Source organism: Dyadobacter sp. BHUBP1 (genome assembly GCF_050587785.1).
Lineage (GTDB): Bacteria > Bacteroidota > Bacteroidia > Cytophagales > Spirosomataceae > Dyadobacter.
Map to the genome: position 1 here is coordinate 21,171 of NZ_JBOBIH010000011.1, position 19,102 is coordinate 40,272.

Here is a 19,102-nt window from a genome sequence, read left to right on the forward strand (position 1 = left end):
TTTGTTTTTTGGAAAAGGCTATAAGCTTTAAGCCATAGGCTATAATTCCCGGGCATACAATTTTCCGAATACAAAATAGCTTACAAGCCTATGGCTTACAGCTTAAAGCATAACATTATGACTATCCCATTTTATAAATACCAGGGTACCGGCAACGACTTCGTCATGATCGACGACCGCGACCTGCAATTCCCGGTTTCCAAAGAACTGATCGCGTCGATTTGCCACCGCCGGTTCGGCGTCGGCTCGGACGGCCTTATCCTGCTTCAAAATGCGGAAGGTTACGATTTTCGCATGGTGTATTTCAATGCCGATGGCGGCGAAGGCAGCATGTGCGGCAACGGCGGCCGTTGTGTGGTGCGTTTCGCCAGCGACCTGGGGCTTTTCAAGGACAGTACCAAATTCATAGCGGTCGACGGTGAGCATGAAGCGACTGTTTCGGGTGATACCATCCGCCTCAAAATGTCGAACGTGAATGGTGTGGAGCAATATGAGGAATACGATTTCATGAACACTGGCTCGCCGCATTACGTAACGTACGTGGACGACATCCACGAAGCCGATGTGGTGAATATCGGCAGCGAGATCCGTTACGGTTCCGTGTACGGCCCCAAAGGAGGTACCAATGTGAATTTCGTAGAGGTAATCGAAGACAACCACCTGAGCGTGCGTACTTACGAGCGAGGCGTGGAAGACGAAACTTTCTCCTGCGGAACGGGTGTGACCGCTTGCGCATTGTCCGCGCACCTACGCGAAGGCTGGCAAGGCCCGGTACAGGTAGAAACGATCGGCGGAACGCTGGCGGTGGAATACCAGGATGCCGGCGAAGGCCAGTTTAAAGACGTTTATCTGATCGGTCCCGCAGTGCGCGTCTTTGAAGGAACTTTGGAAGTTTAGAGTTTGAAGTAAAAAGTAAAGCCTTGCAAGTCGATGATTTGCAAGGCTTTACTTTTTACTTTGCCTTCTATTTTAAACTTTAAGCTTCCAACTCCGTTACTCCGACTCGATAATGCCGCCTCTTACATGATAAATCTGCTTTTCGGCCCATTCGGGGACGCGGCAGTAATCCATTGCGGCGACTTTGCTGCGGACGCCATTCGTGCAAATGACGACGATCGTCTGGTAGGGCGCCACGAGCGGACGCTTTTCCCGGATTTCAGCTAGTGGAATGTTCAATCCCCCTTCGTTGAATTCCTCAAACTCCCAGTTTTCACGCACGTCCACCAGCACGGCATCCGGGCCTTTGGTCAATGCGAGTGCCTGAGGAAGGTCAATCTCCGAGTAAGTTTTTTTCAGCATACTGCCAATTACCTGCTCACCGCGTAAGGATGGTCGTTCACAACCGGAATATTTTTAGCGATCAGCTTGTGAATATCTTTGAGATATGGCTTCTCTTCTTTGTCGCAGAACGACATCGCAATGCCTTTCGCTCCCGCGCGGCCGGTACGACCGATACGGTGAACGTAGGTTTCGGGAATGTTCGGGATTTCGTAGTTGATTACGTGTGTGAGGTCGTCCACATCGATACCGCGCGCGGCGATGTCGGTGGCTACGAGGACGCGCGTAGTCTGGCTTTTGAAATTCTTCAATGCATTCTGGCGGGCGGTCTGCGACTTGTTACCGTGAATGGCTTCGGAAGTAACACCTGCTTTGCGCAATACTTTCACCACCTTGTCGGCCCCGTGTTTAGTGCGGGTAAATACCAATGCCGTAGCAATCGATTCATCTTTCAGAATATGCAGCAGCAGCGAGTTTTTGTCTGATTTATCTACAAAAAACACCGATTGGCGAATGGTATCGGCCGTTGAAGAGACCGGGGTAACTTCCACTTTCACCGGGTTTCTCAAAATAGTACCTGCCAGAGTCACGATCGCCGGAGGCATAGTGGCCGAGAAAAATAGCGACTGGCGCTTGTTCGGTAGCAATTTGATCACCTTTTTCACGTCATGCACAAAGCCCATATCGAGCATGCGGTCGGCTTCGTCAAGGACGAAAAATTCCAGTTGGTTCAGTTTAATGAACCCCTGGTTAATCAAATCCAGCAGACGGCCCGGCGTAGCGATGAGCACGTCCACGCCCCTTGCCAAAGCGTCGGTTTGCGGTTTCTGGCCTACACCACCGAAAATAACGGTATGCCTCACGCGGGTGTGACGCCCGTACGCAGCGAAGCTCTCGCCGATCTGGATCGCCAGCTCGCGGGTAGGGGTCAGAATCAATGCACGGATACGGCTTCTTTCAAACTTCCCGACCGGGTTTTCGTGCAGCAATTGCAGCATCGGAATCGCAAAGGCGGCAGTTTTGCCGGTACCCGTTTGCGCGCAGCCCAGCAAATCTTTATTTTCTAAAATAACCGGAATAGCTTTGGCCTGGATGGGAGTGGGAGTGGTGTATCCTTCTTCTTGGAGAGCCCTTTTAATCGGCTCTATGAGTTTTAAATCCTGAAATGTCATTTGGTCTTTTTAATGGCTGCCATTACTTTAACTGAATAAATGCAGCCCGGATAATATGTTTGGCCGTTGCGGCCGATGGTATAACAGAACTCTATTTTTAAACGTTCAGTGGATATACTGCACAAAAGTACTCAGTAATACTCTAAATTTGACTATTAGCCATCAACACAACTCCATTATGGGCAGAATTCTTACTCTCACATTCTTATTATCACTTTTCTTCATAGCCGCTCAGGCACAGGATGTAATAGTCCGGAAAAACGGTTCTATTATCGAAGGGAAAGTGGTCGAAGTAGGTATCGATAAGGTATTGTACAAGATCAGCCTGGAAGCGAATGCAGCTAATTTTGTGGTCAGAAAGAACGAATTGCTACGCATCGAGTTCGGGAATGGTCAGATAGTCTGGTTTGACAAACGTGCCGAGCGTAGTAATACGAGGAATCGGGAGCGGAATGAGCCCATCGTCCAGGACGAAGAATTAGGTAAAAACAAAATTGATTTTTCCCCTTTCAAGGCTTTGGACAGCGGCCCGGGCTTTGGCATTAGTTATGAAAGAATTCTCGACAAACGCGGCTATTTCGGCTTACTCTTACCTTTCACATTGACCATTCCCGACAGTTACTACCTTCCCTCGATCGGCGAGGACTCCGACGACCAGATGTATTATTTCTCACCCAGTTTGAAAGTTTATCCATTTGGCCAGAAACGCGTTACTTATGCAGTAGGGCCGACGCTCTTTACCGGAATTGGCACAAAATGGCAATACACCAACAAATACGATCCTTTAAGCGGCGTTACCACCAGCACAGAGGAAAAACGCAACCGCTTCCGAATGGGAATGATCGTTAATAATTATGTCAATTTCCAGATTACTCCGCATTTTCAAATCGGGCTGAATGCCGGGGTAGGCCCGCGCTATCTGGATCGGGAGAAATACCATTCGAGTACTTACCGTAACGGACGCATGGAAATCACCGGTGAGTTCAATTTCAACTTGGGACTCCGCTTCTGATCACCGCACGACGCGGAAAATGGGATAGCGCATGTATTCCTTTTCCGCGTAAACCGAATTCTGGTAGATAAAATCCAGCTGTGCATTGCCGTTCTTCGCAAACTCGGGATCTGCCTTGCGTTTCTCATCGAGCTTCGCTTTCAGTTCGGGAGACTTTCTGAGCAAATCCGCAGCCAGGTCTTCAAAAACATAGCCCGAATAATGTTCTTTGGCCTGTAAAATGGTGTCAAAGAAATTCCATTTGAAGAACGAATCCACCGCTTTTGGTTCGAGGGTTTCGATGATGTACCGGTTCACGGATTGATTGACGGGGATATACCAATCTCCTTTTTTGAAAGGCAGTTTCTGCTTTTCAGTCCTTAGTTTCACCGAAGTATGCCAGTAATGTCCTTCGAAAGGCTGCTTAGGCGTTTCCAACTCCTCGATATAATAGGTTTCTACATTCATTTCCGAGTCCTTTTCGAGCGCTTTCATTTGCACGCCGTTCAGCCGTAGCAGCTCCACTATATTGTGCCAGCCTTGCGGGATAATGTAGGCTTCCGGCCGCGTCACTTCGTCCAGCGGGGCATAGGAGTCGTAAAATGGAATATCCCTGGTAAATGGTTTTGACCGGTCGTAATGCAGCCTGGGCAGCCCGCTTACTTCACTGGGAATGTACTCGGGCTCGTAGCCTTTGAATGCGATCGTGGATTGTTTTGATTTATTGACCTGCCAGGTAATAGCAAACTTCTCCTGCTTTTTGACGGCCTCTTTCGTCTCGTTCCGCAGTCTCAACAGCGTCTTCCGGTGCGCGGCAAGGAACTTGATATTGCCGTGTAAATAGGCATAAGTCGATTTTACGCGCTGATCGTAGGGTTTCAGCATATGTGTTTCGGTCATCACGCCGATGGTATGAAACAAAGCGGCGTATCCTGTGGAATAGCGCGGCCAATCGGGAAACTGAACAAAACCTTTGTCAGGCGTTTGCCCGTAGGCATTCACATAGGGCGTAGCCTCGAAGCCAGCTTCTTTCAAATGCTTGTACATATAAGGTAGAAAAACCTTCTCGTTGAAATCGCCAAGCGGACCGCCGAGTTTGTCTTTCTGAGCGTAGTCGAGCGTCATTACATACTGGTAATCAGAGCCATTGCTCACGTGCGTGTCCGCGAAGAGGTCGGGATCGAGCTCGTGAAAAATGGCAGCGAAACTCCGTGCATTGCGGGTATCAGCTTTGATAAAATCACGGTTCAGATCATAATTCCGCGCATTTCCCCGGAAACCATATTCCTTCGGCCCCGCCTGATTGGTGCGGGTGGTACTATTGCGGTTCAACGCGCCTCCGATATTGTAGAAGGGAATGATAGCCACCACAACGCTGTCCAGTTCGGGGAATTTGGCCGGATGCACGAGCATGTCGCGCAACAGCATCATCGACGCATCCACGCCATCCGGCTCTCCGGGATGGATGGCATTATTGATAAACAGGATAGCCTTGCCCTGTGCTCTCAGTTTTTTGACATCGAAGACCTTGTTTTTTGAATACAATACCAGATGCAATGGCCTGCCGCTGTCGGTAAGGCCTTTTTCCTGCATTTGTACCTGCGGGAAATTTTGGGCCAGCTGCCGGTAGTAGGCAATGCCTTCGTCGTAGGTAGGGGTTTGCTTGCCACCGCTTTTTTCAAAACGGGTCTGGTACTGGGCTTCCGCGTGGAATGCAATTGCCGGGAGAATACCCAACAGAAATAGTGTTAGTTTGAAGCGCATGAACGGAGTAAAATGTCAGTATTTGTATTGTTCGAGCAAGTGAAGGTAAGGATGGAGGCCGTGGTGAATGAAAACATTCTGATCCGAATCCTCAAACTGCTTATAGTACGCATCATCGGCCAGGAGCACGACCGTCGGCCCGGTGCGTACGTAGTTACTGCTTTTGTAAAAGGTTGGTGCCTGGTATTCCGGCAGGTTTTTAGCTACAATTTTCCCTGCATACCGGCCGAGATACTTTTCGTAATTGCGCTGCGCCTTTTCGCTGGGCTTTTTCATGCCCTTGTAAGCGTGCCGCATACCGATGCGCGCAATGAGTTTTTGCTTCTTGATAATGCCGTCGATATTTTTGAAAGGGTTCGTATTGTTAAAATCGCTAAGTGTTTGCACCGAAAACGGTACTTCGGGCACCCAATCGGCCGAATTGACGACATTATAGCCCCAGCCGCCATCGACCAGGTGTTCATACTCGTAGGCGAAATAGGTATTGCCCACCTTTGGAGCCGCGCTGGCGTAGGTTTTGAAACGGATATCTTTAGGTAATGCGCCCTGCTTTTGAAGCGAATACAGATGCGCCGTCATCAGATAACTGAGCGCGCCGCCCTGGCTATGGCCCATAATAAGGAAATCCCTGACGCCGGTTTTGTACATGGAGTCGATTTTTGGGGCAATATCCTTCGCCAGATAAGCCGTGCCTACCAGCCAGCCAATGTGTACGGCAGCTTTGGGATTGTCGGCCAGATGGTATTTAAAAGTATAATCTTTGGTGATTTGGAGCTCCCCGCGGGCCGGTACCATAGCGGCATAGAAGTTTTCGAGCCAGCCCACGGCATTCATGGTCGTGCCCCGGAGGTTAATTACAGCTACGGAAGACTTGCTCTTCCACAGCCCCCAGCGGTTGTCGAGGCCCATTACGGGAGAAGCGTAAACGGAATCAAATTTCGTGGGCCGCGGTACTTTGAACTTTTGCCGGTTGGTCATGGCGGTATCGTACAGCAGGGCGTGCATATACACGAGTTCCTGGTATTCAGCCTTGTCAAAGCCGGGTTTCAGCTTGCTGGTTTGCGCCATTCCGGGCTGAACGGCGAGTGTGCCAAGGATAAAGACAATAGCTGTGTAAAAATGCCCTAGCAGGCATGGTTTGAAACTTGTCAGGAACTTTTGCATGAGTGATAGCGAAGTGTTGAATACCAAGGCAACCTTTGGGTTACTAATGTAGGAAAACAATCGATGCAACCGGATTTTCAGGCTTTCAAATCACTTTTCGGCCCCGGTTTCAGACATTTCTTTCAAATTAGAATACCATTAGAGTTTACCCGCGTAACCCGTTTCGCCTTGAATGCGAGCCCGGAATTTCTTATTTTTGGTTAGTCTAAAAAATATTTTCATGGAGCTGTATTACTCTTTTTCCGCATTAATCGTCCTCTCTGCGATATTTTCTTACCTCAATTCCCGGTTTCTGAAATTGCCTCCCTCCATCGGCGTCATGGTGATCGCATTGATGGTTTCGCTGGGGCTTATCGCTACCGATAGCATATTTCCACGCACATTCATCCGCATTTCCACGCTCATAGCGAGCGTCGATCTCACGGAAATACTCATGGGCGCGATGCTCAACTTTCTGCTGTTCGCGGGGGCTATCCATTTGCATTTGGAAGATCTTAGGGAGCAGCGTTTGCCGGTCATTATATTTTCCACCGTCAGCGTCGTGATTTCCACGTTCGTGATCGGTTTCCTCATTTACTATATCCTGCCGTTGATCGGCATTAGCATTCCGCTTATTCAATGCCTCGTTTTCGGCGCATTGATTTCCCCCACGGACCCTATTGCAGTGCTTGGGATCCTCAAACAGGCGGGTGTTCCCAAGTCGCTCGAAACGAAGATCGCGGGTGAATCGCTTTTTAATGACGGTATGGCCGTAGTGGTGTTCATCCTGATGCTCGCGCTGGCACGGGGAGAAGAAGTGAATACCTCATTTACCGGTATTGCCGGTCTTTTTGTGAAAGAAGCGCTGGGCGGCATTTTGCTCGGCTTGCTGCTCGGTTTTTTAGGTTCCAAAATGATGTACCGGGTAGATGGCTACAACGTACACGTACTCATTACGCTCGCAATCGTGATGGGCGGGCACCTGGCTGCCCAGGCACTGCATATGTCGGGTCCATTGGCTATGGTGGCTGCTGGGCTGGTGGTAGGGAATTATGGCAAAAATCCCGGTGCCGTTTCGGATACCGAGCGCGACTATATCGACAAATTCTGGGAGCTTATCGATGAAATCCTGAACGCGATCCTGTTCCTGATTATCGGTTTCGAATTGCTCCTGATCCCGGATATGAAGCAATATGGCTGGGCGGGCATGGTGGCGATCGTAGTGGTGCTTTTGGCGCGGTTCATTTCGATTTATATTCCTGTCAAGCTCATTCCTTTCAAAACGCGCTTCGGGAAGAAATCGATTACCATATTGGTGTGGGGAGGCTTGCGCGGAGGTGTTTCCATCGCATTGGCATTGTCCATTGATCAGCATCTCAACAAAGACCTGCTGCTGGCGATCACCTATTTCGTAGTATTGTTCTCGATCATCGTGCAAGGGCTCACGGTGGGTAGGTTAACCGACCGCTTGCCCGACGACGCGGAAGCGGCTGCCTAGGAAGCCGGCCCGGCAACGAGCTGGTTGATCAGCGCATTGATTTTGTTCAGCCAGACCGTTTGCCCTTCGCAAGTCCAGTGCGAATCGCCTTTCAAGTACGATGCACGGCCCATGCGGCGAAAATCGCCAAGCACATCAATATACGGCACGCCGAGTTTGGGATGGTTGTATACCCGTTCAATCAGATTGTTGTACGTGCCATATCCGGGGCTGAGTACCGAAACCTTGTTGGGGATAATGCTCAATATCACATGGTCGAAGCCCAGCGAATCCGCGAAATCACGGCTCGCATTAAGGTTTGCGATCATGGAATCAAGCTCGGTTTGGCGCACCGGTGTGAAGGACGATGTAACTTCCGGGGTGTCGGTATCCATGTAATACACAATATCGCGATCGTTGTTGACAAGTGTCACGCCCGAAGCGGTCCTGTCGAAAAAACGGTGGTTGAAATCAGATTTCCATTCTTTAATGCGTAATGCGAAATCGTTCTGGAACAAAAAGCCGTCGAGCCTGTCGGCGGTGTGCGACCCTTTGAACGCCTCGTCCAGCTGGTGCATGAACTTGCTGGAAGCCCCGTTTTGAATAAATGTTGCCGAATCCGGAATGAGCACGGTGATGGTAGACGAAGCGAATTTCTGGCGGAAATGCCGTTCGACGCTTTCCATCAGCAAGATATTAAGCTGGGTGGTGTCGAGTTTGATATGCAGGAAGTCAGACCATTTTACCCAGGTATATTCGTCTACCGGAAAATCGCTTTGTCCAACTCTCCCTTTTTCTGTAAAGCTATCGCCGATAATATACAGATGCACTTTTTTAGCTGATTGTGGCCGAACCGGCGGCGTATAACCGGTGCATTGGTGGCGTGGGTCGCGAAACTCCGATAAGGTAGAAAGCTTATACAAATCGCCGTACTGGTAACCGTCTTCCACAACCTGTTCTTTCCACAGCCAGGGCAAAATGGTAGGGCTCAGGCCCACAATCCATATGAGCGAGCCAATAGCCAGTGCGATATATCTTAAAATCTTCATAGCATTATCTCAACTTGATCGACCAGACCTGTATTTTCTTTTCCGACCGGCTGAATATCAATAATTTGTAATAACCAGGCTGGTACGTAAGCTGCACCGGCATTTCCGAAGGGATCGCTTTGTCGCCGAGGCGCCTTCCGTTCATATCAAAAACGGTGGAATAACTGCCCGATTTGATCGTGATAAACCGGTTATCGACGCCAAAGAAGTGATACTGGATGGTCGCATTGGGTAAAATATCCTTGATCTCGAACAGTTCGCGGCCATCTTTGGTAATAATAGCAGTTTTGGAATTAACCGAGCGCACTAATATCCAATCGAGCGAATTGCGGTCGAAAAGAATTCGGAAACGCGAACCCGGTTCCGGGCGCAGGAGTTGCCGCCGCGATGTGATTTTACCATCCAGGCTGATGCGGATCAGTTCGCCGGATACGCTCACGCCCGCGAGCTCGGGCTGGCCCGTTTGCGGGTTCTGTGCCCAGGTGAACGGACTTTCGGTGCGCGTCAGAATATCGACGGGGAAGCCGGGCCGTACCGTGCCGTTTTCTTTCAATAAATAGATCTTTCCGTTTTGCTGTGTTACGATAAAGCCCCGGTTACCGATCTGGTTCAGCGCGACTACGGGCCCCACGATCTTTTCAAAGCGAACCGAATGGTTTAGCCTTTTGAGCGGGCGGGTCACACTTTCCCATACGAACAATTCTTCCGCCGAGCTCTTGACGATAAACCGGTTACTGCCGTCTTCGCCCCCATCGATGAGGTACAATGCCGAAATGAGGTCGGTGGTAGGCAAATGTGCCTGGAAAGTCGAAACATTGGAAGAGTCGTCTTCATCCAATGCATACACCGTGCGTCCTGTGGCGAAAATGCGTTGCTGCCGGCCGATGTTCAGGAAATCGACTTTGTAAGCCGCCGTGCCTATTGCCCCGTTCAATTTGGCAATGGTTTCGGTTTTTCCCTCGCGCAGGTTATTTGTTCTGAGCAGGTTGTGTTCCTTGTCGGTGAGCAATATCTCCGAACTTCCATCGATCGGGTTTTGCAATGCAGCCAGTTCAGAATCGTAAATATCCGGCCATTCGATGTCGATGTTCAGGAAAGTGCGGTTGAGCACCTTGCTGGCGGTTTGCCGTTTTTTGGGATGAAATGTGAGTTCGGGGAATGCCTCGCTGCCTTCGAAGCGGCACTGCAGCGTGATGGACTCCATTTTGGCCGTGAGGTCGCTATACTTTTTGCTCACTTGCGTTTCCTCGCCCGATTGCGCTTTCCGCAGGTTCACGATCATCGAAAGTTGAGCTTCGTTGTTCATACTGGTAAGCACGCTATCGTATTCCGGCGATTGTTTCCAGGTGATCTGGTTTTCGTAGTCGACAATGTAGTTCTGCAATACCTGCGAGTTGTTGCTGATCACGAGATAGGGCGCAATGTAGGTAATATAGCTGCGCGGAAAGCCGGTAAACATCGGCCCGTACAAACCCGAAGGCAGTTCGGGAACAGGTACCGAATAAATGTCGTAGCCCTGGTACTGATCCGCCGAAACATTTGTTTCCTGGTTGGAGAGCTGCGCAAGCTTTTGTAGTACCGGCCTCACTTTATCGTAGTTGGAAAACTCCGTAAGCAGGATTTTACCGTCGGTAATGCTGTTATTCTCCTCCAATTGGCATAATACAAACTCCGAACCAATGTTGTCGATGAGCACATTACTTTCACCGGCAATGTAATAGTTGAGCTTGTCCCAGGCCGGCGATTTGTATTTTTTATGCCATTTCAAAAATGTTTCCTTGAATGCCGCTTTGTCGGACGCAGCCGCGCGATACAAAAATGAAGTTTGCTGCGATACATGCTTGTGCCCGGCGAACGGCGTGCCGGGGTTGCCTTTCAGGATCTCGGCCAGGTAATAATCCGGTGCATCCGCCCCATTGGATTTGACTACCAGATTTCCCTTGCTCTCCGCTTTTTCAATGTGAAAATCCTGGTAGGCAGGGAAGCTCTTTCCAAACTCCGCCAGGGTGGCCACATTCTCCATGGACATTACCGACTTCCAGGCATCCGTACGGAGGTAAATGCTCGTGCCATAATCGGAATCGTTGATATTCGAAAAGCGTGAACGCAGCCTGAACGAGCTGATATTGAGCGAGGAAGCGCGTACGGCGTCTTCGATCAGGTCGCCATAGTAGCTGACGATCAGGTAATGGTCTTTCACCAGGTAGGAAAACAACGGCCGCGAATTGGCGTCGATGGCGTCGGTAATGCGGTGGTCCTGGAAATTGTGATGCAGAAGCCGGATGTTGGCGTGCTGCGGGCTGGCCAGCCATTTGGTTTCTTCGTCGGTAACGGGAATATACATGATTACCCCCCATTCCGTGCTGGTGCGCGGGTGGTATGAATAGGAGAGGGTTTTGGCTTGCAGGAATGTTTTGAGCTTTTTGGCGTCTTTCGTCAGCAGGTTGAGCAAAGTCAGGTTATCGCTGGCGATGTCGAGGAGAGGAAGCCGTTTGAGGTCAAGAGCGGCTTCTGTGGCCGTGTAAGCCGAATCTTGCAAATGCTCACTAGTGATCACCACCACGGCATTGGAGGGGATGAATTGCCAGGCTGCCGACGAACCCCTCGACCATTTGAACAGGAAATATCCTGCTGATGCGATAAGCACGACCAGCAGGATAGCAATCAGTTTTTTTTTCGACACAAGCCTGTTTTTTAAGCGCGGATCGCTTTCACTTTATCATTCAGTTCGAGGCGAAACCGCAAGAGTTCTTTAAAGCTTCGGATGCAAACTTTCCACAGGTTCCATTTCACAATCGAAACGGTGCCGGTTTCCCGGTCTTTATGGGTGATAGGGATATCGAACAGCTGCTGCCCTGATTTTTTTGCCATCACAGCCAGGAAGATGTTCGGTGCGAACGGTTCCGGATTGGGCAGCTGGTTCATCAGTTTTTGCAGGAATGTTCCTTTAATCAGACGGAACGGAATGTTGCTGTCCATGATGAATGTACCATAAACAGCCGAAATCGTGCCGCGGAGGAATTTCGTGATAAAAAGGCGTACGCCGGCATCATGCCGAACCTGGCGGTAGCCGAGTATGAATTGCGACTGGGAGCGTTTGTCCCAGAGTTTGTCAAAATCTTCGGAAACAAACTGGTCGTCGCTGTCCGTCTGGAATACATATTCCGAACCCAGTTCCAGCGCCTTGCGATAACCGTTCACGACCGCATTGCCATGCCCGCCGTTTTTCTGGTGGACAACCGTCAGATTATCGATCTTTTTGTCCAGCTCATCCAGTAATACCTTGGTATTGTCTTTCGATCCGTCGTTGATGACGATCAGGGTAGTGTTATCGTTGGGGAATTTGGTTTTGAGGAAGGAGGTCCAATTATAAACTACTTTTTCGATACAATCCTGCTCATTGTATGCGGGCATTACTATACTCAGAAGATATGACATGCAAAAGCGTATTTGGTATGTTGCGCGAAATTAATAAATAAAGCCTGTAACCGGGCTATGGGGTTTCATTATTTAGTAAGCGTACTTGTCTTTCAGGGCGTTAATAGGTTTCTCGAAAAAGTGCCAGGAAACCGACGCCACTAAGACCGTGAGCGCCACTACGACCGTTGCTTCGAACGCGATATTGCCTTCGAGGCCGGGGATATATTGATAGATTTTCCGGAAAAGCCTGACCGTCGGGTGCATGGGACCGCTGTGAAAATGGTTGTATACAAAATTGTGGTACAGGTACAGGCCATAGCTGATTTTGCCAAGATAAATACACACCGGATTTTCGAGAAACGCGGCCATCCAACCCTTGAAACCCATCACAGCGCGTCCTATCAACGTAAACCCGAAAATGGACGACATGGTTCTGTCGAGCACCACGTACGGGAAGTTGAAGGGCTGAGCCAGCGATTTGGCCCACCATTGGATCAGCACCCATCCCAGCAAGCCAAGCAGTACCGGCCATGATTTGCTGAATAATTTAACAAACACATCATTCTTGTATAGCTGCATCCAGGCCATAAGCCCGCCCAATGCGAAAGAATCGAAACAAGTGGGTGTGGATACATAGGTTACGGTCCATTCACCCATTGTGACGAAGTTGGTACCCGGTATTCTGCCCGAATAGAAAATGTAAGCGCGCAGGAGAATGCTGAAAATACCCATCAGGCCCAGCACTGGCACCAGTTTGTTTTTGGGAATGAAGAAAATCAGGAACGGGAAGAATAGATACACCTGCTCTTCCACCGCCAGCGACCACAAATGGTCTACTGAACCCAGCCAGGTTTTATGGAGGGCAATGTAAATGTTGGTCCCATACAATGCGAGCCAGGGCAGTTTGTCACGCACCGGCGGCACATTGAAGATAAACAGCAATGCAATGATGAGGTAATAAACCGGAAAAATCCGGATCGTTCTCCGGACCAGGAATTTGCGCAGGTACTTTTTAAAGCCTCCGGTTGTCCCGTAAGTTTTTTCCTTGCTTTTGAGCAAAATGCGGGAGATCAGGAAACCGCTGAGCACAAAGAAGATCGTTACTCCCAACGCGCCGAACGGGATAATATTGATTTCTACGATGAGGTGGTCGAGCAGAACCAGCCCCACTGCAATAAAGCGCACGCCGTCAAGTTGAATAATGTGTCCTTCTGAATTGGTGCGCATGGTTACCAGTTAACTTTCACTTCTTTTTTACGCGATTCTTTGATCGTCACACGCTGGTCTTTGAACAGAATGCCGGTTTCGTCGCCCTGCTGGCGGATGAGTGCCACCCTATAAGTTCCCTTATCCATTTCAGAGAACGGAATGTCGGCATAGAAGCCCGGAGCGAAATAATATTGTTTCAGGAACAGCTGCTTCCGGCTCGTGTTGCGCGTGCGAAGGGCGGGGAAGATGTAGTAGCATTTATCCGAACTGAGCAGCACATATACGCCACTATCCTGCAACCGCTGGCTGGTGAATGAGGTATTGCTTACTTTAATGGACGCCGTGTCCGTGGTAATAGTGGTTTTATCATACAAATCCACCATTCCCCGTGAACTTCCGGCATAGTTCTGACGGTCGGCGACGGCGATGAGGGGCAGCCATTTGTCATAAATGACAGGCGTTTTTTCCATGATATTAGCCGCAAACGATGTGTCTGTCGGGTATTTCAGCGATTTGTCCGTGAATGTCCAGTTGAATTGCGAGGTCACCATCTGCTTTCTCAAATTATAGGCGTCCACCAGATGATAATGATAGCTGAACACATTGAATGTGACCGCCAGGGCGATAATCGCAGTAATGTAAGGCGAAAGGAAACTACCACGGATCGGGACCACCACATAGATGTAGGCGATGATCAGCAGGAGAACCGAGTATATCTTGACTTTGCTCGCAATGAGCACGTCGAATCCGAAACCTGCGCGGCCGTGAACTACAATTGCAGCGGTGCCGAGGATGAACAGGATTACTCCCAGGCAGAAAAGGTCGGTAGTTCGTTCGAATTTGATGGCGTACTTGTTCCTAACAATCCTGAAAAGCGTCGTAGAACCAATAGACACAGCGACGAGGAATAAAATTACACCCAGGAAAATACACACCTTAACGTGGTTCAGGAGGGGGATACATTCTGCAAATGAACCCAGAAATGCCATATAGCCTTTGACAAGTTGCAGAAGCGAGGCTTTTGATTCGGGGTTGTAGTCTGGTTGCTTGTACCAATAGAAATAGCAGAAAATCTCGGCAATGCTGATGATCGTCCACAGTGCAAAGCGCTTTCGATTACCACTTAAAAATAACAAAACAGCACCCAGTGGCAAAACCATCAATCCATTCCCGCTCGTAAGCACAGTTACTACGCTCAGCAGCATGGCGATGGAAAAAGGCAATACTTTGGGATTGACGACCAGATACAATGTCCAGAGGACCAGCGTTACTACCCCGAAATTTTGCACAGCCGACATTCCCCAATACATATTCTCCCAGAACGCTAGCGTCATCCACAGGAATGGAATGGGTACCAATGCAAAAAGCGGCTTTTTGTTTTTTTTGAGCAAGTCGTAGAACAACGGGATCGCCGCCAGAAGCAACAGGTTACCTGCTGTCATCAAATGCCGGTAATTGAGATGCCCGAAAGTGGCATAATCGACCCATGCGAAAAAGCGGGTCAGCGCGATGCGATGCTCGTTATGCTGCCTGAAAAGCGCCAGGATTTTCCCTTTCCAGTCGCCAGCCTGCGTATATTCGGCGATGAAATTTTTCAGCGCGTGGTCGTCCCATTTGGGAATATTGATGGCATAGTAATCCCAAACCGTGAAATAAATGGCAACGGGTAATAACAGGATCAGGCTCAGGATAATGGTTAAAGCCTTTTTCGTCATGCCGGGATCATTAGTTGGCTGATGCTCGACAAGATCGAATCTGCGTCAAGTCCGGAAAGCTTCTGGTGGTAGCTTTGACTGCCATAGCGGCTGTTGGGATAGCCTTCCGCTTTGAGACTTTTAAATACTGAAGGGAAAATACCTTTTTCCAGTAACTGAACGGAAAGCTGTTGCGCAAGCCCGCCTGTGCTGATGTGTTCTTCGGCAACGAGTATTGCGGGCGCTTTTTTTATCAGCGTGATCAGCTCGTCCGTCAGTTCCAGCGGGAAATGAAGGGCCGTCACTACGTTCACCTTTTCTGCAAGCTCGGGAGCCAGCGCCAGCGCCGATAACACATTGTTGGCAATCGGTCCCAATGCAAAAACCGTCGTTTCTGCATGGGCAGGCTGGTGAATTACTTTAAAAGAACCCGTCAGGTAGCTGTTTGCAGGAGTGGTTTTCCCGGCTCCCAGGCGCAGGTATGCAGGACGGGCGTTGGCGGCGATCTGCCGCACAACCGGAACTACTTCGTCGGTAAATGCGGGTACCCACACCTGTGCATTCTGCTGACCGCTCAAACATGCAAGATCTTCGATGGTGTGGTGGCTGCTGCCCATGATCCCGTATCCATATCCGCCGCCATTACCTACCAGGAATACCGGCAAGTTATTGAAACAAACGTCGTTACGGAACTGTTCGAGGCAGCGGTACACGATAAATGGCGCGATGCTGTAACAGAATACTTTATAACCTTTGTGGGCAAAGCCGGCAGCTACGCCCACCATATTCTGCTCCGCAACACCGGCATTGATAAACCGCTTGCCCATTTTGGCCTGCAAGTTTTCCAACGCATTATATCCAAGATCGCCTGTGATGAAGATAACGGAGTCGTCTTCGACCGCAAGCTCTTCGATGGCTGTTGAAAATTCTTTTCTCATCGTTAAGTGGGCGCTACGCCGATTGATTGCTTAACTTAAATGGCCGCCTAACCGGCTGATACCATGCAATTTATTACTTTCTCAATTGTTTTACCAAAGCCCGGATCTCGTCGGCGGTTTTATAAGCCTTCGGTCCCCGGCGTATTCTGGTGCGGATATATTTGGGCCGCTTTTTAGTTTCTTCGAATATCTTGGTAATGTATTCTCCCAAAAACGAAATGCCCAGGATGGTGAGCCCACCGAAGAACACGATCAGAATAATTACGGTACTGAGGCCTCTTGGCGTATCTGGGAAGAAAAAGAATTTGGCCAGTATCTGCCAGATTATTCCCAAAATGGACAATGCCGTAAGGCCGAAACCTGCATAACTCATCAGTTCCAATGGTGCGAAGCTGAACGAGAAGATCGCTTTTTTGGCCCACCAGATGTTCTTCGTCCAGTTGTTGGTCGACACGCCGAACATCCTTTCAGGGCGCACGTAAGGTACTCCGGTTTGTTTGAAACCTACCCATGCACGCAAGCCGCGCAGGAACTGCTCTGTTTCGGGTAAGTCTACAAGCTCCTTCACCACTTTGCGGTCGATCATCGAGAAATCGCCGGCGTCGCGCGGGATCGGAATGTAGCTCAGCCCCTGGAATACCTTATAGAATGTCTTATAGAAGAAGTGGATATGCGGCTTCATCTCGCGCTGCACGCGTACGCCGTAGACGACGTCGTAGCCGTCCATCCACTTTTCGTAAAATGCAGGGATAATTTCAGGTGGGTCCTGCAAGTCGCCATCCATCAGCACCACGCAGTCGCCGGTTGCGATCTCCATCCCGCTCAGGAACGCCGATTGCGATCCGAAGTTCCGCGAGTGGCTGATACCTACCACATTAGGGTCTTTGTCGCAAATCGCATTGATCACTTCTTCCTGGTTATCGGGCGAGTTGTCGTTTACGAAAATGATCTCATAACGCACCTTCAACTCGTTGAAAGTCTTCACCAACCTCTCGTACATGAACGGGATCGCCTGGGCGTCCTTGTAGCATGCGATAATGGCTGTGATGACTGGGTTGAGCTTCGGATTTTCAAAAGCAGGGATCAACCTCGACTCATATTGCACGGCATCCTGCCATTGGCTGTAACGGATCAGGCCGTCTTCGAGTGATGTTCTTGCTTTCCAGCCGAAATCGTTTTCGAATGCCGTAGGATCCCCAAACCATTCGGCAAGGTCCCATTTGCGGTTCGACATGCTGCCCCATTCGGGTTCCTTGGCGATAGAGAATGCCTTGCGCGTCACGTCCACGAGGTCGCCCATCGTGGTTTTGCGGCCGGTGGCGATGTTGTAAGAGCGTCCCGATTTCTCGTCGTCGATTTTCAACGCCGCGTCCAGAAACGCCTCCACACAGTCTTCTACAAACACAAAATCGCGGCTTATATCGGGGGATACCAGAGAAGGTAAGCTCTTTTTACGCGCATTTTCGATCAGGCGCGGGATCAGCCGGTCGGGCTCTTCCCAATAGCCGTAAATCGAGTACAAGCGCAGGTTGAGCGTTTTTAGCCCTGCTACTTTGGCATAATATTCGAGCAAATAGGCGGCCGAAACTTTAGAAACCGCATAATGGCTGTTCGGTTCCACGCGGTCGGTTTCTTTGGGCGATGTACAGTTGAAACCATATTCGGAACTGCTTCCGGCATGGATGTAAACCATGTCCTTCGTGCAGTTTTGAAGGATATTCACCGTTCCGAGCACATTGGTCTCGTAAGTCAGGTTTACATTGCTCTGCTTGCTGTACGCCCCGTAGGCCGCAAGGTTGAAAATCGTCTGCGGTTTATATTTTTCAAATACCTCCTTGATGGAATTGTCTGAAAGAATGTCGCAGTGGATGATGTTTTCAAACGGGACATTGAGCAGTTTCAGACGCCATGCTTTGGTGGCGTCGTGGGTTACTGCGTAACAATCCTTCCGGATTTTAAATATGTCATTGAAGAGATTGGCGCCAATGAAGCCGCTGGCACCGAAAACAAAAACTGGCCCTTTTAATTTCTCTATTTTATCGCGGTAAACCGGTAAATGGTCAAGCATTCGTCAATTCATTAAGATAACGTTCCTTTACTTCCAGTGTAGCTTGCTCATACTGGTCTTTATTCATGGGCAGGTAATGCCATTCCAATTTGTTTTCCATATAAGAAACCCCTTTTCCCTTTACGGTATTGGCGATGATTGCTTTCGGGAGCCCGTTTTTGCTTTCTTTCAGCCTGCTGATTGCCTCGCTGATGGCCGCAATGTCGTGGCCGTCTACTTCCACCGTTTCAAAACCGATCGCTTTCCATTTTTCAACGGAAGCGGTTTCTCCCAAAACTTTGTCCGTAAAACCGAAACCTTGCAGGCCGTTCTTGTCGATGAGCATAATGAGGTTATCAAGCTGGTTCTGGATTGCGTAGTGCGCAGCTTCCCAGGTGGTGCCTTCGTTGGTTTCCCCATCAGACAACAGCGTGAATGAATACGTTGCATCGTCGGCGACCTTTGCTGCATGGGCAATGCCCGTTGCAATGGGCAGGCCGTGGCCTAATGAACCGGTAGCAAAAGGAATGCCCTTATACTGGCGCGGTGCGGGGTGGGCGGGCAATGTGGTGCCGTCCAGGTAGAATGTGTCCAGCTCCTCGTCCGTAATTTCCCCCAACGTATTCAGGCACGCGTAAAGCGCGGCCGCGGCGTGGCCTTTGGAAAGAATGAAAGTATCGTCGGTCGATTTTTGAAGGAAAAGGACTGCGATCATCAGGTCGATGCAGCTGAGTGAGCAACCAATGTGGCCCGCGTTGGCCTGGTGGTAAAGGCCCAGTATTTTCAGGCGAAGCTCGCCGCTCAACTGTTTAGGGTCTTTTAATATCTCTTCTGCTGTCATGCCTGATGTTGTATGTCGATGTAAGGAATTGCCTGCAAAATAAAGGCCAGATCTCCGGTTTTAAGTCCGCAATATACAA

15 protein-coding genes are annotated in these 19,102 nt (G+C 49.7%); 3 read left to right on the forward strand and 12 right to left on the reverse strand.

Annotated elements, in window-relative coordinates:
- Positions 1 to 117 precede the first annotated feature (117 nt).
- The gene (dapF, locus tag ACQ4MZ_RS28205) at positions 118 to 897 is read left to right on the forward strand and encodes a diaminopimelate epimerase (RefSeq protein ID WP_430850910.1); all 780 of its coding nucleotides are present in this window, start codon (positions 118 to 120) and stop codon (positions 895 to 897) included.
- A 96-nt stretch (positions 898 to 993) separates the two neighbouring features.
- Here dapF and ACQ4MZ_RS28210 read toward each other — a convergent pair whose 3' ends face one another.
- Positions 994 to 1,299, reverse strand: coding sequence for a rhodanese-like domain-containing protein (locus ACQ4MZ_RS28210; protein ID WP_430850912.1), 306 nt, complete (start codon positions 1,297 to 1,299; stop codon positions 994 to 996).
- Positions 1,300 to 1,307: 8 nt separating this feature from the next.
- Complete coding sequence (locus ACQ4MZ_RS28215) at positions 1,308 to 2,450, reverse strand: DEAD/DEAH box helicase (protein ID WP_430850914.1); 1,143 nt, start codon at positions 2,448 to 2,450, stop codon at positions 1,308 to 1,310.
- Between the two features lie 178 nt (positions 2,451 to 2,628).
- On the opposite strand from ACQ4MZ_RS28215, the gene ACQ4MZ_RS28220 reads away from it, so the two are divergent.
- Positions 2,629 to 3,462: a hypothetical protein gene (locus tag ACQ4MZ_RS28220; RefSeq protein WP_430850916.1), complete on the forward strand. Its 834-nt coding sequence runs from the start codon at positions 2,629 to 2,631 to the stop codon at positions 3,460 to 3,462.
- Here the strand turns inward: ACQ4MZ_RS28220 and ACQ4MZ_RS28225 are convergent, their stop codons facing one another.
- The gene (locus ACQ4MZ_RS28225; protein ID WP_430850918.1) at positions 3,463 to 5,205 is read right to left on the reverse strand and encodes a M14 family metallopeptidase; all 1,743 of its coding nucleotides are present in this window, start codon (positions 5,203 to 5,205) and stop codon (positions 3,463 to 3,465) included. It lies immediately after the preceding gene.
- A 15-nt stretch (positions 5,206 to 5,220) separates the two neighbouring features.
- On the reverse strand, positions 5,221 to 6,369 hold the full coding sequence (locus ACQ4MZ_RS28230) for a lipase family protein (RefSeq protein WP_430850920.1): 1,149 nt from the start codon (positions 6,367 to 6,369) through the stop codon (positions 5,221 to 5,223).
- 220 nt (positions 6,370 to 6,589) lie between these two features.
- On the opposite strand from ACQ4MZ_RS28230, the gene ACQ4MZ_RS28235 reads away from it, so the two are divergent.
- Complete coding sequence (locus tag ACQ4MZ_RS28235; protein WP_430850922.1) at positions 6,590 to 7,846, forward strand: cation:proton antiporter; 1,257 nt, start codon at positions 6,590 to 6,592, stop codon at positions 7,844 to 7,846.
- On the opposite strand, the gene ACQ4MZ_RS28240 is transcribed toward ACQ4MZ_RS28235, so the two are convergent.
- From ACQ4MZ_RS28240 to ACQ4MZ_RS28275, 8 genes are all read right to left on the reverse strand, one after another.
- Entirely contained in the window at positions 7,843 to 8,874 is a 1,032-nt protein-coding gene (locus ACQ4MZ_RS28240) for a hypothetical protein (protein ID WP_430850925.1), read from the reverse strand. The two genes, ACQ4MZ_RS28235 and ACQ4MZ_RS28240, sit on opposite strands and share 4 nt — an antisense overlap.
- Before the next feature lie 4 nt (positions 8,875 to 8,878).
- Positions 8,879 to 11,557 (reverse strand): DUF3352 domain-containing protein, encoded by a 2,679-nt coding sequence (locus tag ACQ4MZ_RS28245; RefSeq protein WP_430850927.1) that lies wholly within the window; start codon positions 11,555 to 11,557, stop codon positions 8,879 to 8,881.
- Positions 11,558 to 11,568: 11 nt separating this feature from the next.
- Positions 11,569 to 12,312: a glycosyltransferase family 2 protein gene (locus tag ACQ4MZ_RS28250; protein WP_430850929.1), complete on the reverse strand. Its 744-nt coding sequence runs from the start codon at positions 12,310 to 12,312 to the stop codon at positions 11,569 to 11,571.
- Positions 12,313 to 12,384: 72 nt separating this feature from the next.
- Positions 12,385 to 13,521: an acyltransferase family protein gene (locus ACQ4MZ_RS28255; RefSeq protein WP_430850931.1), complete on the reverse strand. Its 1,137-nt coding sequence runs from the start codon at positions 13,519 to 13,521 to the stop codon at positions 12,385 to 12,387.
- Positions 13,522 to 13,523: 2 nt separating this feature from the next.
- Positions 13,524 to 15,218 carry a hypothetical protein gene (locus tag ACQ4MZ_RS28260; RefSeq protein WP_430850933.1) on the reverse strand — a complete coding sequence of 565 codons (1,695 nt, stop codon included), beginning with the start codon at positions 15,216 to 15,218 and terminating at the stop codon, positions 13,524 to 13,526.
- On the reverse strand, positions 15,215 to 16,135 hold the full coding sequence (locus ACQ4MZ_RS28265) for a transketolase family protein (RefSeq protein WP_430850935.1): 921 nt from the start codon (positions 16,133 to 16,135) through the stop codon (positions 15,215 to 15,217). The genes ACQ4MZ_RS28260 and ACQ4MZ_RS28265 overlap by 4 nt, the downstream gene beginning before the upstream one ends.
- 73 nt (positions 16,136 to 16,208) lie before the next feature.
- On the reverse strand, positions 16,209 to 18,203 hold the full coding sequence (locus ACQ4MZ_RS28270) for an NAD-dependent epimerase/dehydratase family protein (RefSeq protein ID WP_430850937.1): 1,995 nt from the start codon (positions 18,201 to 18,203) through the stop codon (positions 16,209 to 16,211).
- The gene (locus tag ACQ4MZ_RS28275) at positions 18,196 to 19,023 is read right to left on the reverse strand and encodes a transketolase (protein ID WP_430850939.1); all 828 of its coding nucleotides are present in this window, start codon (positions 19,021 to 19,023) and stop codon (positions 18,196 to 18,198) included. Before ACQ4MZ_RS28275 ends, ACQ4MZ_RS28270 begins: the two co-directional genes overlap by 8 nt.
- Positions 19,024 to 19,102: the final 79 nt, after the last annotated feature.

What these genes read in the sequence shown, in the direction of transcription:
- dapF (WP_430850910.1), top strand. Translation starts at nt 118, where the DNA reads ATGACTATCCCATTTTATAAATACCAGGGTACCGGCAACGACTTCGTC.
- ACQ4MZ_RS28210 (WP_430850912.1), bottom strand. Translation starts at nt 1,299, where the DNA reads ATGCTGAAAAAAACTTACTCGGAGATTGACCTTCCTCAGGCACTCGCA.
- ACQ4MZ_RS28215 (WP_430850914.1), bottom strand. Translation starts at nt 2,450, where the DNA reads ATGACATTTCAGGATTTAAAACTCATAGAGCCGATTAAAAGGGCTCTC.
- ACQ4MZ_RS28220 (WP_430850916.1), top strand. Translation starts at nt 2,629, where the DNA reads ATGGGCAGAATTCTTACTCTCACATTCTTATTATCACTTTTCTTCATA.
- ACQ4MZ_RS28225 (WP_430850918.1), bottom strand. Translation starts at nt 5,205, where the DNA reads ATGCGCTTCAAACTAACACTATTTCTGTTGGGTATTCTCCCGGCAATT.
- ACQ4MZ_RS28230 (WP_430850920.1), bottom strand. Translation starts at nt 6,369, where the DNA reads ATGCAAAAGTTCCTGACAAGTTTCAAACCATGCCTGCTAGGGCATTTT.
- ACQ4MZ_RS28235 (WP_430850922.1), top strand. Translation starts at nt 6,590, where the DNA reads ATGGAGCTGTATTACTCTTTTTCCGCATTAATCGTCCTCTCTGCGATA.
- ACQ4MZ_RS28240 (WP_430850925.1), bottom strand. Translation starts at nt 8,874, where the DNA reads ATGAAGATTTTAAGATATATCGCACTGGCTATTGGCTCGCTCATATGG.
- ACQ4MZ_RS28250 (WP_430850929.1), bottom strand. Translation starts at nt 12,312, where the DNA reads ATGTCATATCTTCTGAGTATAGTAATGCCCGCATACAATGAGCAGGAT.
- ACQ4MZ_RS28255 (WP_430850931.1), bottom strand. Translation starts at nt 13,521, where the DNA reads ATGCGCACCAATTCAGAAGGACACATTATTCAACTTGACGGCGTGCGC.
- ACQ4MZ_RS28260 (WP_430850933.1), bottom strand. Translation starts at nt 15,218, where the DNA reads ATGACGAAAAAGGCTTTAACCATTATCCTGAGCCTGATCCTGTTATTA.
- ACQ4MZ_RS28265 (WP_430850935.1), bottom strand. Translation starts at nt 16,135, where the DNA reads ATGAGAAAAGAATTTTCAACAGCCATCGAAGAGCTTGCGGTCGAAGAC.
- ACQ4MZ_RS28270 (WP_430850937.1), bottom strand. Translation starts at nt 18,203, where the DNA reads ATGCTTGACCATTTACCGGTTTACCGCGATAAAATAGAGAAATTAAAA.
- ACQ4MZ_RS28275 (WP_430850939.1), bottom strand. Translation starts at nt 19,023, where the DNA reads ATGACAGCAGAAGAGATATTAAAAGACCCTAAACAGTTGAGCGGCGAG.